This window comes from Acinetobacter sp. Q85-2 (assembly GCF_013420555.1).
Classification (GTDB): Bacteria; Pseudomonadota; Gammaproteobacteria; order Pseudomonadales; family Moraxellaceae; genus Acinetobacter; species Acinetobacter indicus.
In genome coordinates this window covers 80330-94472 of record NZ_VOXW01000007.1, presented here as the reverse complement: position 1 = coordinate 94472, position 14143 = coordinate 80330, and the positions used below count along the sequence as shown (strand labels likewise).

The 14143-nt window shown below is 45.1% G+C and carries 13 protein-coding genes and 1 tRNA gene; 4 read left to right on the top strand and 10 right to left on the bottom strand.

What is annotated here, in order from left to right:
* Window positions 1–71: 71 nt before the first annotated feature.
* A complete protein-coding gene (locus tag FTT68_RS05610; protein WP_180056390.1) occupies window positions 72–806 on the bottom strand; it encodes a phosphoadenylyl-sulfate reductase in 735 nt (244 codons plus the stop codon).
* A gap of 202 nt (window positions 807–1008) precedes the next feature.
* Here FTT68_RS05610 and thrH point away from each other — a divergent pair, with 202 nt between their 5' ends.
* Window positions 1009–1626 (top strand): bifunctional phosphoserine phosphatase/homoserine phosphotransferase ThrH, encoded by a 618-nt coding sequence (gene thrH, locus FTT68_RS05605; RefSeq protein ID WP_075168141.1) that lies wholly within the window; start codon window positions 1009–1011, stop codon window positions 1624–1626.
* Window positions 1627–1753: 127 nt separating this feature from the next.
* On the opposite strand, the gene FTT68_RS05600 is transcribed toward thrH, so the two are convergent.
* The 7 genes from FTT68_RS05600 to fahA form a co-directional block, all read right to left on the bottom strand.
* Window positions 1754–2905 carry an OmpP1/FadL family transporter gene (locus FTT68_RS05600; protein WP_168397507.1) on the bottom strand — a complete coding sequence of 384 codons (1152 nt, stop codon included), beginning with the start codon at window positions 2903–2905 and terminating at the stop codon, window positions 1754–1756.
* Window positions 2906–3216: 311 nt separating this feature from the next.
* Window positions 3217–4479, bottom strand: coding sequence for an OmpP1/FadL family transporter (locus FTT68_RS05595; protein ID WP_168399310.1), 1263 nt, complete (start codon window positions 4477–4479; stop codon window positions 3217–3219).
* Between the two features lie 454 nt (window positions 4480–4933).
* On the bottom strand, window positions 4934–5581 hold the full coding sequence (locus FTT68_RS05590) for a 3-oxoacid CoA-transferase subunit B (protein ID WP_180056392.1): 648 nt from the start codon (window positions 5579–5581) through the stop codon (window positions 4934–4936).
* A gap of 3 nt (window positions 5582–5584) precedes the next feature.
* Window positions 5585–6286: a CoA transferase subunit A gene (locus tag FTT68_RS05585; RefSeq protein WP_180175236.1), complete on the bottom strand. Its 702-nt coding sequence runs from the start codon at window positions 6284–6286 to the stop codon at window positions 5585–5587.
* An 18-nt stretch (window positions 6287–6304) separates the two neighbouring features.
* The gene (locus FTT68_RS05580; RefSeq protein WP_005179677.1) at window positions 6305–6880 is read right to left on the bottom strand and encodes a VOC family protein; all 576 of its coding nucleotides are present in this window, start codon (window positions 6878–6880) and stop codon (window positions 6305–6307) included.
* Between the two features lie 25 nt (window positions 6881–6905).
* Window positions 6906–7544, bottom strand: coding sequence for a maleylacetoacetate isomerase (gene maiA / locus FTT68_RS05575; protein ID WP_104500483.1), 639 nt, complete (start codon window positions 7542–7544; stop codon window positions 6906–6908).
* The gene (gene fahA, locus FTT68_RS05570; protein WP_104511580.1) at window positions 7531–8841 is read right to left on the bottom strand and encodes a fumarylacetoacetase; all 1311 of its coding nucleotides are present in this window, start codon (window positions 8839–8841) and stop codon (window positions 7531–7533) included. Before fahA ends, maiA begins: the two co-directional genes overlap by 14 nt.
* Window positions 8842–9074: 233 nt before the next feature.
* Here fahA and FTT68_RS05565 point away from each other — a divergent pair, with 233 nt between their 5' ends.
* On the top strand, window positions 9075–9851 hold the full coding sequence (locus tag FTT68_RS05565; RefSeq protein ID WP_005179671.1) for an IclR family transcriptional regulator: 777 nt from the start codon (window positions 9075–9077) through the stop codon (window positions 9849–9851).
* Window positions 9852–9956: 105 nt separating this feature from the next.
* Here the strand turns inward: FTT68_RS05565 and FTT68_RS05560 are convergent.
* Window positions 9957–10032, bottom strand: a tRNA-Arg gene (locus tag FTT68_RS05560).
* 85 nt (window positions 10033–10117) lie between these two features.
* Window positions 10118–11473 (bottom strand): amino acid permease, encoded by a 1356-nt coding sequence (locus tag FTT68_RS05555; RefSeq protein WP_034597873.1) that lies wholly within the window; start codon window positions 11471–11473, stop codon window positions 10118–10120.
* Window positions 11474–11801: 328 nt separating this feature from the next.
* Between FTT68_RS05555 and prpF the strand changes: the two genes are divergently transcribed.
* Both prpF and FTT68_RS05545 read left to right on the top strand, forming a co-directional pair.
* Window positions 11802–12992, top strand: a complete 1191-nt coding sequence (prpF, locus tag FTT68_RS05550; protein ID WP_180056396.1) for a 2-methylaconitate cis-trans isomerase PrpF — start codon at window positions 11802–11804, stop codon at window positions 12990–12992.
* A gap of 207 nt (window positions 12993–13199) precedes the next feature.
* On the top strand, window positions 13200–14108 hold the full coding sequence (locus tag FTT68_RS05545; protein WP_005179661.1) for a farnesyl diphosphate synthase: 909 nt from the start codon (window positions 13200–13202) through the stop codon (window positions 14106–14108).
* Window positions 14109–14143 lie beyond the last annotated feature (35 nt).

Sequence of the window (14143 nt, the reverse complement as noted above, 5' to 3'; positions counted from 1 at the left end):
TATAAACGCGGAACTTTGTTTATTCTGTTGCGTAAAAAAATAAACCACTGCTGGGCAGTGGTCTAGCGCATTTATTTTTTCAGATTTCCGGCGTGAAGTCCACATTCTTTATGGGTTGCATCTTCCCACCACCAGCGGCCTTCGCGTTCATGCTGGTTTGGTAGCACCGCACGGGTACACGGTTCACAGCCAATCGAAATAAAACCTTTTTCATGTAATGGATTATATGGAATTTCCATTAAACGGATGTAATTCCAGACATCGCTACTGGACCAGTTGGCCAAAGGATTATACTTGATGAGCTGTTTGCCAGGACCAGAAAAACCCGGGTCAGCCTGAACCACCGGAATTTCATTACGCGTGCCTGGACTCTGGTCTTTACGCTGACCGGTAATCCAGCCATCTAGCGTGGCCAGCTTTTTACGCAGCGGCTGAACCTTACGGATGCCGCAGCATTCCTGATGACCGTCGGCGTAGAAACTGAACAGGCCTTTTTCATTAACCAGTTGCTGAATCGCTTCAGTTTCCGGGAAACAGATTTCAATTGGAATATTATAGTGCTTGCGAACGGTTTCAATAAATTGATAGGTTTCGCCATGCAAACGGCCGGTATCCAGGCTAAAGACACGAAAAGGCAGACCCAGATTGGCCGCCATATCAATCAGCACCACATCTTCAGCGCCTGAAAAGGAAATCGCAATTTCACCTGGCTGGCTGAGTGCCAGTTTTAGAATTTCACTTGGAAATTTATCTGCATATTCGGCGGCAAGCGCGTCAACGAGATCAATAGTGGGAATGGTAGTCATAATATTCCTGGCTATAGGCTTGGAGATGACAAAACCTATATTAATTTATTTCGGCTGTATTTTAATAGAAATGCCAAAACCGACTTATCACTAAAAAATCAATGCTTATGAAAAAAATAGATTTAAAAAAGAACAAGTCAAAAGCACGATCTTGGTCTATGATAGAGCAAATTTTTTTCAATGACAGATATGGGGAGCATTCATGGAAGTTGTATGTCTTGATCTTGAAGGTGTGTTGGTTCCAGAAATTTGGATTAACTTTGCAAAAAAAACTGGGATTAAAGAGCTAGAAGCGACAACCCGTGATATTCCTGACTATGATGTATTAATGACACAGCGTTTGAATATCTTAAAACAGCATGGTTTGGGTTTAAATGATATTCAGGAAGTGATTGCCGATATGGGCCCATTTCCGGGTGCCAAAGAATTTGTGGAATGGCTACGTACCCATTTCCAGCTAATTATTCTATCTGATACATTCTATGAATTTGCTCATCCGTTAATGAAGCAACTGGGCTGGCCAACTATTTTCTGCCATAAACTGGAAACTGATGAAAATGGCATGATCACCGCGTACAAGCTGCGTCAACCTGACCAGAAGCGTCAGGCGGTAAAAGCATTACATGGTTTGAATTTCCGTGTGATTGCCGCAGGCGATTCTTATAATGACACCACTATGCTTGGCGAAGCCGATGCCGGTTTCCTGTTTGATGCACCTGAAAATGTGATTGCAGAATTTCCACAGTTCCCGGCCATTCATGGCTATGAAGCGCTAAAAGAAGCGATCCGTAAAGCTTCTGTGCGTGATATTCCAGCTTAATGGATACCCGCTGAACTAAGGAAAGCCGCAAATTATGCGGCTTTTTTATTGAGATTTTCATTCATTAAAACAATAAAAAAGGGCGCCCGAAGGCGCCCCCAAACAAGCTTTGCATCAAGAGAGTGTTTTAGAAGCGGTAGCCGATTTTTAGACCATAACCCAAAGCATAGTTGTCTTCAAATTCACCAACGTCTGTTGTACCCGTACGTGCAGTGGCATCACCCAACCAGAAGTATTTTACGCCAGCTTGAATAAAATAATTTTCCGCAGGGCTATATTGACCGCCTAAACCTACGCTCCAGAAGCCTTCAACAGGGCCTAAAGTAGTTACAGGGTTACCTGCACCAGAATCCCAACCTACAGATGCAGAACCAGACCATTTGCTAGTAAATTTATGACCTACACCAACGGTTGCAGAAATTTGATCATCTGAATAGTCAATTAAATTTTGAGCTTTACCTTTAGCGAGTTTACTAGCACTTGCTAAAGCTGCTGGGCTTACGGCAAACTGATCCCAATGTACCCAACGTAGATTAGCAAAAGCTAAAGTATCTTTTGCAATACCTGTTTGGAAATCAAGGTTCACAGATTGTGGTGTAACCACTTCTGTTTGGCTTGTCATAGAACGTAGATCAATACCGTATGATGGAATATAAACATTTGAAGTTTCTGTAGTATCTAATTCATGTTTAATTTCAGAGCGATACGTGATCGCTGCTTTTAGAGCAATTTCAGGGATTTGGTAAGCTGCACCAGCTAACCAACCAAATGCATCGTCTTCTTTCAGGTCAATGTTGTAGCCAGAAAGTAATAAGTAGGCTGTACCGCGTAAAGATACATTACCTTTAACTGTTTGATAAACAGGACCTGCGTAGAAATTCCAGTTTTCTGTAGGTTGGTAACCAATTAAAGCTGAAAGATTGTGTGTTTCTACTTCTACTTGGGTTGCTTCACCATTCGCGCCAAAAACTAGATTATTTGAAGGGTAGAGAGATTCGGCGCCAAATGGTTGGTCATATAAAAGACCTATAGAAATGTGCTCAGTTGCTTGTACTTTAATCGCAGCAGAAGGGAAATAATAATCTTCTGCCATATCGTTAACTTTCAATTGATTAGATTGAACTTTGGGATCTAAAACTGAAATACCTGCTTCTGCATAATTACCCGGTTGTAAAAATGCAGCAATAGATTGACCAGAACGGTCTAAACCAGCAGCAAGCGCAGGCGTAAGTGGGAGTGTACTAAGTAATATAGCCGAATAAATTTTATTGAGCTTCATGGTCGTTCCCTGATGCTTTATGTAACAAAAAGTGCAGGAAAAGTAACATATTTAAAAAAAGAGTAAATGCTCAACTTCGCAGAATAAATGAACTGAATAAGTTATAAATAGCAGTTGATTAGAGTAAAAGTACTATTTTTAGATCTTAAGTAATTGAATTTTATTAAATAATTTTTTTAGGGTAATGTTTGGGTAAATACGAGTTTAATTGCTTTAAATTTAAACATTTAGTTAACACTTGTATAAAAAAGAGGAGTTTTAAGTGCAAAAAGAGCCACCCCGAAGGGTGGCTCTTTTGAAAAATATTGGAATTAGAAGCGGTAACCCATTTTTAGACCGTAGCCGATTGCATGGTTATCTGTGAACTCACCAACATTCGGGTTAGCAACTGTTAAAGCCTTTGCATCACCCAACCAGAAGTATTTAACACCACCCGCAATGAAGTAGTTTGGTGCAGGTGAGTATTGTACACCTAGACCTACATTCCAGTAGCCTTCAGTTGGACCAAGAGTAGTTACAGGATTGTCGACACCAGAGTCCCAACCTACAGAGACATTGCCTGCCCACTTGTCGGTAAGTTTACGGCCTACACCAACCGTAGCTGACCATTGCTCTTCGTTATATTCAACAAGGTTGCCACCTTTTAAGCTTGCTAGCGTAGGTTTTAATGGAGCAGGTACGAGTGGTGAAGCAGATGCTTCTGCTAAACCATCTAAAGTTTCGCCAAAAGCAGGTGGGCGAATACTGAAGTCAGACCAATCTACCCAACGTACGTTAGCAAAAGCAACGGTATCTGCCATAATTCCTGTTTGGAAATCCAAATTAACAGACTGTGGAGTTGTTACCTTGGTATTTCCTGTTGGTGTAAGAGGCATTGCTGGCGCAAGCACCATCGGACCAATACCTAGTTGGGGTATTGCTTCAGTAGTTGCTAACTCATGCTCAACCTCAGAGCGATAAGTTAAAGAAGCTTTAAGTGCAATTTCAGGGATTTGGAAAGCTAGGCCTGCTAACCAACCAATTTCACTGTCTTTTTTCATGGTTGCATCGTAACCATTTAATAGACTATATGCTGCACCGCGTAGTGCTACACTACCTTTAGCTGTTTGATAAACTGGACCTGCATAAATATTCCAATTTTCAGTTGGTTGGAAACCAAATAAGAAGCTTAGATTTTCAGTTGTTACTTCAGCGCGGGTACCATCACTTCCTGTCGGATTAAATGCTGCTGATTGAGCGGTATATTCAGCTTCTGCCCCGAATGGTTGATCGTAAATTACACCAAAAGAAAACTGATCTGTGACTTGTAGTTTTAAGGCAGCTGATGGGAAGTAATAATCACTCGCCATATCACCTGTTGCGTGTGATGGAATTTGCTGCCCCGTAAGAGTGGTCATTGCTGTAGTTTTACCAGAAACATCTGGGTCTAATACAGAAATACCTGCTTCAAAGTAGTTACCCGGCTGTAAGAACGCAGCGATGGATTGACCAGAACGATCCATTGCTGCAGCAAAAGCACCTGTCATTGGTACAGTTGCTAAAATCATTGCTGTGCTAAGTGCTTTTAATTTCATTATACATTTCCCTTGGGCTATAAAGTCTTTTATGACAGTTTTTGTTGATGCTTTAAGCTTTCATTTTGGATGATTTCGATTTGTGCAAACCGAGACCATTTGTTACTCCATGTGACAAAAATATCACAATTAAAATAAGAGTAAATGCTCTAGAAAAAACTAATCAGTATAAAAAATACGCTGAATAGAGTATTTGTTCTAATTGGTGTGGGTTTTTTGCTTGTTAGTGATTGAAAATTAAAGAATAAAATTTAAAATCAATCTCTTGTTTGAATGTTTTTAATTGATTGAAATTTGATCAATTTTAATGGCTGAAAATTTGATGCTTATTTCTTTGAAACTATAATTTTTGAGATTTAATTCAAAATTTTAGAAACCGGCATGCTCTCAAAAATCAGGTGATTAGTGGGTTAAAAACAGAAGCAGCTATATCGCTGCTCCTGATCTGTGGAATTTAAGCTGCATCTAGCCCCGTTGTGATCAGCTTTGCCCCTGTAGCAGCCTGAATTTGTGCAAGGGTCACATCTTTGGCCAGTTCTACGAGCTTTAAGCCCTGTTCAGTCACATCAATCACGCCGAGATCACTAATAATCCGGTTGACGACACCTTGACCGGTCAGAGGCAGGCTACATTCGGAAAGCAGTTTTGGACTGCCATCTTTGGCACAGTGTTCCATGAGCACCACGACTTTCTGTACCCCAACCACCAGATCCATGGCGCCGCCCATGCCTTTGACTTTTTTACCTGGAATCATCCAGTTAGCCAAATCGCCATGTTCCGACACTTCCATGGCACCTAAAATGGCAATGTTGACATGTCCGCCACGAATCATGGCGAAGGACTCTGCGCTCGAGAAAAATGATGCACCCGCTTGTGCGGTTACAGTCTGTTTCCCGGCATTAATTAGATCGGGATCAACCGTGTCCTGAGTCGGAAACTCACCAATGCCCAGCAGGCCATTTTCAGACTGTAGCCAGACGTTGATATGTTCTGGAATATAGTTAGCAACCAGGGTGGGCAGGCCAATCCCTAAATTAACATAAAAGCCATCTTGCAGCTCAAGCGCAGCACGCTGGGCCATTTCATTTCGCGTCCATGTCATGGTTTAAGCCTCCGCCTTTAAGGTCATCTGTTCAATCCGTTTTTCGGGTGTGCTGTTCAGTACCACACGGTTGATATAAATTCCAGGCAGATGAATCTCGTCCGGGTCCAGCTCGCCGATTTCCACAATCTGCTCGACTTCCGCAATGGTAAATTTGCCGGCCATGGCACATTCAGGATTAAAGTTACGGGCAGTTTTGCGGAATATTAGATTTCCAGCTTTATCTGCCTTATAGGCTTTAATCAGGGCAACATCAGCTGTTAAGGCGTGTTCCAGAATATAGGATTTTCCTTCAAATTCACGAACTTCTTTGCCTTCGGCAATCAGCGTGCCGACCCCGGTTTGCGTGTAAAAGGCTGGAATCCCCGCGCCGCCAGCACGTAATTTTTCTGCCAGTGTGCCTTGAGGGGTTAGTTCCACTTCCAGTTCACCACTTAAATACTGGCGTTCAAATTCCTTATTTTCACCAACATAGGAGGAGACCATCTTTTTAATCTGTTTGGTCTGTAGCAGTTTGCCCAAACCAAAATCATCGACCCCAGCATTGTTGGAAATACAAGTCAGTCCAGTCACTCCGGTATTTTTTAGCGCTTCAATTAAGGCTTCAGGAATGCCACAGAGACCAAAACCACCCACCGCGAGCGTTTGCTGATCGGCCACCACATCGGCCAACGCCAGCTCAGCAGTTGCTACTACTTTATTCATCTGTTTTAACCTGCTTGTTTAGCTGTCGACTTTGGCACTGCCAGCGTTGTTGTCTAACTCGGAGGCATGCAGGAAATGGGTGTGATGCGGCGCGCGTTTGGTTTTGCTCCATTGCTCCAGCATTTCATGCTTCATGTCTTCAGTAATCAGGGCGATTTTTTCTGGCGCAGCTTCATCATCATAGGCCAGTTCCAGACGATGGCCATTCGGATCAAAAAAGTAAATTGAATGGAAAATGCCATGATTGGTCACGCCTAAAACCTCGACACCATTGGCTTCCAGATGCGCTTTGGCTTCGAGCAGTGCAGCGCGGTCTTTGACTTTCAGGGCGATATGCTGCACCCATTTCGGCGTGTTTTCATCACGGCCCATTTCTGGCTGGGTCGGCAGTTCAAAAAAGGCCAGTACATTGCCATTGCCGGCATCCAGGAATAAATGCATGTATGGGTCAAAGGCTTTGGTCGACGGTACATAGTCTTCGGCAAAAGCCAGAATAAAGTCCATATTCAGGTTTTTTTTGTACCACTCGACGGTTTCTTTGGCATCTTTACAGCGATAGGCAACGTGGTGAATTTTTTCAATTTGAATGGTCATGGTTCAATATCCTTATTGATGAATCTTAAGCGGCATCTGCCTGTGCTTCGGGTGCGGCCTGTTGAAATGAAGGCAGAGTGAAACAATGGCTATAAATCGCGGCAATTTTTGGAAAGTCGGTTAAATTGACATGAAAGCGCTGGGCGTTATAGACCTGTGGAATCAGGCAGCAGTCTGCAAAAGTGGGCTGATCGCCAAAACAGAAACGGCCATTGGAATCGGTCAATTGTGCCTCCAGACTCTGAAAGCCCAAAGTCACCCAATGCTGATACCATGCCGTTTTCTGTTCATCGCTGAGTTGTAGCGTTCCGCTTAAATATTGCAGCACGCGCAGGTTATTAATCGGATGAATATCGCAGGCAATGCTCTGGCAAAAGGCGCGGATTTTGGCGCGTTGCTGTAGATCGGCCGGTAGCAGGGCTGGCTGCGGATATTTTTCTTGCAGATATTCCAGAATGCTCAGCGACTGGCTCAGCTGAAAATCATCCTCCACCCAGGCCGGAATCAGGCCGCTTGGGTTGATTTGACGATAGGCAGGCTGATGCTGTTCGCCGCCATTGTTTAGCAAATGTACCGGAATAATCTCAGCTTTTAAGCCCTTCAGGTTCAGCGCAATCCGCACCCGGTAAGCAGCTGAACTGCGAAAATAACTATACAGTTTCATGGGCAGCATCCTGCGCTTCATCTGTGGCAAAGTTAAATTGCACTGCAGGCAAGACGGTGCCGCTGACTTCACCAAAGCCAATGCGCAGGCCATCTTTTTCACAGTAGCCTTTCATGATTAGCGTGTCGCCATCTTCTAGGAAACCACGCTGTTGACCGTTGGCCAAAGTTAACGGTTTGCTGGTGTTCCAGGTCAGTTCCAGCAAGGAGCCATAAGAATCCGGCGTTGGACCAGAAATGGTGCCGGAACCCATTAAATCGCCAACCTGAACATTACAGCCTGAAACAGTGTGATGGGTCAGTTGCTGTGCCATCGACCAGTACATATATTTAAAGTTGGTCTGGCAGATCACATCGCTCTGTTCCGATTGTGCGGCTTTGAGCTCAACCGACAAATGGATGTCATAGCTGTTATCGACCTGTTCTTCACGTAAATAGGCCAGGGGACGTGGCTCTTGCACCGGGGTACGGGTTTTAAACGGTTCCAGCGCCTCCATGGTCACAATCCATGGTGAAATGGATGAAGCAAAGGTCTTGGCATTAAACGGCCCTAAAGGCACATATTCCCATTGCTGGATATCACGTGCTGACCAGTCATTGAACAGCACCATACCAAAAATATGCTCCCAGGCATTTTCAATCGAGATGGGTTCACCCAGTTTGTTCGGTTTGCCAACAATAAAGCCGGTTTCCAGTTCAAAATCGAGTTTACGGCAGGCCGAGAAAATAGGACGTTCGGCATTCGGTAACTTGATCTGGCCAGATGGACGTACCACCGGTGTACCACTCACCACCACAGAACTGGCGCGGCCGTTATAACCGACCGGTAATTCTGACCAGTTTGGTAGCAGGGCATTCTTCGGATCGCGGAACATGCAGCCGACATTGGTGGCATGTTCTTTAGATGAATAGAAATCGGTATAGCCCGGAATATGTACCGGCAGATGCATATGCACTTCTGCCTGAGCGAAGAAAGCCTGTGCACGTAAACTGTCATTGTCACGTAATGTCGGGTTGTCGGCAGACAGCAGGCTTTGTAATTCCTGACGGATTTTGCGCCAGTTGTGTTGACCCGATTCAATAAATTTATTCAAGGTCGGCTGATTAAAATAACTTTCGCCGGCCTGAATGCTGAGAAAACCGTTCGCTTCCAGCACAGCCAAATCCACCACCCATTCACCTAAGGCCACCCCAATACGGCGATGGCCCGTTGGGCTTTCGCTAAATACGCCATACGGCAGGTTCTGAATCGGGAAATCTGAATGTGCTGCAACGTCTACAAATGCTTGCTGAGTCATATGGGGTTCCTGCATATCTCGATGAAAACGGTCCAGTGTTTTCTATCTGGGGAGTGATCTGGATCACTTGATTTTTGTCATAAATCTCATCATACTCATTTTTATTAATTACACAATGGTTAATTAAATTACGAATATCGTAAAAAAGTAAATAAAAGAATTCTGCAGAGATGCATTTATAAATCAGAACAGCACGCTAAAATGCTCGGTGTTTACAGGAGAGTAAAATTCTTATGTCAGAAAAGAATCAGGTGGGCGTGCAATCTTTAGAGGTGGGTTTAACCGTGCTGGATGCGCTGATGACCTATCGTCATCCGGTCATGCTCAAAGATTTATCTGAAAAACTGGCCATGCATCCGGCCAAGGTGCACCGTTATATGGTCAGTCTGGTACGTATGAATTATGCCAAGCAGCTGGAAGATGGTCGTTATGCACTGGGCGATCAGGCTTATCGTTTTGGTCTGAGCTGTATCCAGCGCAGTGACAGTCTGCAGGCGGCACAGGCACAGATTAATGAACTGCACCGGCATTTGGATTGTGGATTGCAGATTAGCAAATGGACGACGCAAGGCCCACTGATTGTACAGTGGCTAGAGCCGAATCAGCCAGTTTCGGTAATTACCCGTGTCGGTTCGATCATGCCGATGCTGAATTCGGCCACCGGCCGGGCTTATGCTGCGTTTATGCCGGAAGCATTGGTGCGACCTTTGCTGGAAAAAGAATGGCAGCAGCATCAGGCACAGCAGAAAGTGGTCTATCCGCAGAACTGGGATGAATTTTTAACATTAAAACAGCAGATTCTAAGTGAAGGTGTGGCCACGGTCGCAGGCGATTTGCTGGCCGGAATTCATGCGATTTGTGTGCCGGTATTAAATCAGCACCATGAAATTGAATATGCGATTTCGGTGTTGGGCACTGCTTCGGATTTGCCGCTGGATATGCAGCATCCAAAAATCCAGTATTTAAGAGAGATGGCAGCACGTTTAAGCGCACAGTTACAGCCGATTTAAAATGGTGGGGGAATTCGCCAAGGCAGCTACGCGAGTTGCTTCATCTCGGTGAAGTGCTGAAGATAAAAAAGGAAGGAGATGCACCTTCCTTTTTTATAGATACGATGGTGTGCCCTGCGGGACTCGAACCCACGCCGGTCGCTTAGGAGGCAACTGCTCTATCCAGTTAAGCTAAGGGCACAAAACGCCCTTAATTTAGCTGAAAAAAAGCTGAAAAAAAAGTTATTACCGAAGTAATAACTTTTTCTTTTGTCAGTAAAAATAACTTAGCTGTTTTTTTGTTTTAGCAATTTAAACAGACCCCACATCAGCACAATCCAGACCGGAATCATATACACCGATTCGCTAAAGCCTTGGGTCCACATAATGTACAGGATGGTGGCAATAAACAGCAGCACAATCACGTTACCCACAGGTGACCACAGTGCAGGGAAAGAGGTGGTTTGACCTGAGTTTTTCATGGCCTGAATAAACTTCAGGTGAGTCAGGGTAATCATGGCCCAGTTCAGTACCAAGGCACCGACCACAATATAAATCAGGTGGCTTAAAGCATCTTCCGGTACAAAGTAGTTCAACAATACACAGCCAAAAATCAGCAGGGCAGAGAACAGCACCGCAGGAATTGGCACGCCTTGCTTGTTCACTTTCAGGAATACTTTTGGCGCATTGCCTTGTTGGGCCAGACCGAACAGCATCCGGCTATTGGCATACATACCACTGTTATAAACCGACAGCGCCGCCGTTAAAATAATAAAGTTCAGCAGATGTGCCGCCCAGCCAATGCCTAACTGGCTAAAGATCATCACGAATGGGCTTTTATCCAGACCGCCCAGTTCCAGCTGATTCCATGGCACTAACGATAGTAAAATGGTCAATGAACCAACATAGAAAATCAGGATACGGAACACCACCTGATTGATGGCTTTGGGAATAGTCTTTTTCGGATCCTGCGCTTCTGCTGCTGCCATACCAATTAGCTCGATCCCGCCAAAGGCAAACATCAGGAAGGCCAGCATGAAGAATAAGCCTTCAAAGCCGTGCGGGAAGAATCCGCCATGGCTCCAGAGGTTGCTAAATGAAGCAGTCGAGTTGGCATCTGCGGTCAACAGGAGGTACAGACCAAAAATGATCATCGATACTACTGCGGCCACTTTAATAATTGCCAGCCAGAATTCTGATTCCCCATAAAATTTTACATTGCCGAGGTTGATCAGGGTAATGACAATAAAGAAAAACAGGACCGAGGACCAGGCCGGAATATGCGGCCACCAGTAGTTAATATATTTGGCGACAGCGGTGAGTTCGGTCATGGCGACCAGAATATATAAAATCCAGTAATTCCAGCCGGCCAGGAAGCCAGGGAATTTCCCCCAATAGCGATAAGCAAAATGGCTGAAAGAACCTGCAACCGGTTCATGAACAATCATTTCGCCCAGTTGGCGCATAATTAAAAATGCAATCAAACCCCCAATCGCATAGCCTAAAATAATAGAGGGACCTGCGGATTGGATGACTTGAGCGGAACCTAAGAATAAGCCAGTACCAATCGCGCCGCCCATGGCGATGAGTTGGATATGACGGTTCTTTAAGCCACGCTGAAGTTGAGAAGACTCGTTGTTCAAAGTGTTCAGCCCGACAATGTATAATAAGTGGCTCGATTGTAATAGATAGTTGCAAATTAGCCTAGTAGATCACCAGTCGCTTCAGAACAGCTCATAAAATCGAAAAATGGTCATTTTGTTGAAACAATAATTGAATCAAGATATTAATTTTATTGGCTATATTTTTTTAGGCTTGAAAATTTCAAGTCTACAGCCCAAGATTTGGGTAAATTTTATACTTAAGTCCAGTTCGCCTGATTTTTTAAGTAAAAGACGTTATCATTTAAAGCAAGCAAAAACCTTGCTTTGGATTATGTAATACAACGAAAAATCAAAGGATTAGATAAGAATGCGCTGCGCTCCACAAATTAAAATTGCAGCCACCTATATGCGTGGCGGTACTAGTAAAGGTGTCTTTTTCAAATTAGATGACTTACCAGTCGAAGCGCAAGTGCCTGGAAAAATTCGTGATCAGCTACTGCTACGGGTCATTGGTAGCCCGGACCCTTATGGCAAGCAGATTGATGGCATGGGCGGCGCCACTTCCAGTACCAGTAAAACCGTGATTCTGGCCAAAAGCAGCCAGCCGGAGCATGATGTCGATTATCTATTTGGTCAGGTGGCAATTGATCAGCCTTTTGTGGACTGGAGCGGTAACTGTGGCAACCTGACTGCTGCGGTGGGTGCTTTTGCCATCAGTCAGGGGCTAGTGGATGCCGATAAAATTCCGGAAAACGGTCTGTGTACCGTACGCATCTGGCAGAAAAATATTCAGAAAACCATTATCGCGCATGTGCCAATCACCGATGGTCAGGTGCAGGAAACCGGTGATTTTGAGCTGGATGGTGTGACTTTTCCGGCAGCAGAAGTACAAATTGAATTTTTAGATCCGGCCGATGATGGCGAAGAGGGCGGGGCCATGTTTCCGACTGGCAATGTGGTGGACAGCTTTGTGGTACCAGATGTCGGGACTTTTCAGGCGACCTTTATTAATGCCGGTATTCCGACCATCTTTTTAAATGCCGATGAAATTGGCTATAGCGGCACCGAATTGCAGGATGATATTAATAGTAATCCGGAGGCGCTGGCGCGTTTTGAAAAAATCCGGGCCTATGGGGCCAAGCAGATGGGCTTGATTGATGATGTAGCGGAAGCGGCAAAACGTCAGCATACTCCAAAAATTGCTTTTGTCGCGCGTCCACAGAACTATACTGCATCAAGTGGTAAAAATATTCAGGCTGAAGATGTCGATTTGCTGGTGCGTGCCTTGTCGATGGGTAAACTGCATCATGCCATGATGGGCACTGCTGCGGTGGCCATTGGGACAGCTGCTGCCGTGCCGGGGACCTTGGTGAATCTGGCTGCTGGTGGTGGCGAGCGTGAAGCGGTGCGTTTTGGCCATCCTTCCGGGACTTTACGCGTCGGCGCGCAAGCGGTACAGGAAAACGGTCAGTGGCAGGTGAAAAAAGCGGTGATGAGCCGTAGTGCGCGGGTGCTGATGGAAGGCTGGGTACGTGTACCGGCCGAGGTGCTGGAATAACGCTGACTTGATTTTGCCTGAATTAATGAATTCGCCTCTATGTTCAATAGGGGCGTTTTTTATGGGTTGAGATTGAAAGCTGAAAAATTGAAATATCCGCTTGTCTGTAGTTAAGGCTTAAAAAAACTTAAATTAGAGGTACAATGCGGACAGGGGGTTGGCCAGTGACGGCTAACAATCTTATAGAATAACCAATTCGAGGCAAATGTGTCATCTCTCACTGACGTCCCTGTAACCGTGTTGACTGAAGCGCAACAACGTATCCAACAAGATTTATTGACAGCCTTAGACGCTTTTGCCATTCCTGAGCCTTTAAAAGGGGCGGTCTATCATGCAGTAATGCTGGGTGGAAAACGCGTGCGTCCGGCCTTGTGTTATGCCACAGCAGCCTTAAAACCGAATACCAATATGGCGGCAGTGCGCCGTGCAGCGGTGGCGATTGAGCTGATTCACTGCTATTCGCTGGCGCATGATGATTTGCCTTGTATGGACAATGATTTGCTGCGCCGTGGCCAGCCGACCTGTCATGCGGCTTTTGGTGAAGATACTGCACTGTTGGCGGGTGATATTTTGCAGTCAATGGCCTTTGAGGTATTGGGCAGCCGTCTGTTTGATCAGGGGGCGGCAGTAGATGCGACAATTGTGCTAAAGCAGATGCAGATTCTGGCGACCGCGTCTTCCAAGATGGTGTGCGGACAGGTGCTGGATTTACAGGCCGAAGGCAAACAGGTTGATCAGGCTGCGTTAGAAACGATTCATCGCAATAAAACCGGTGCTTTAATTTCTGCGGCGATTATGATGGCCGCGGTAGCGATTTTTGAGGGTACCGATCGCGCGATTCCACAACTGCGTGAATATGGGCAAGTGATTGGTCTGGCCTTCCAGGTCCAGGATGATATTCTGGATATTATTTCTGATACTGAAGTGTTAGGAAAAACTGCCGGGAAGGATGAACAGGTGGAGAAATCGACCTATCCGGCATTGATGGGGCTGGAGCAGGCACAGGCTTATGCCACAGATTTGCATGATCAGGCCCTGCAGGCGCTAGACTATTTTGCTGAAGATGCCGCCGCATTAAGAGCCATTTCACAATTTTTATGGCAACGTAAAAGTTAATTAAAAAAGCGTGTTGTCAAAACACGCTTTTTTGT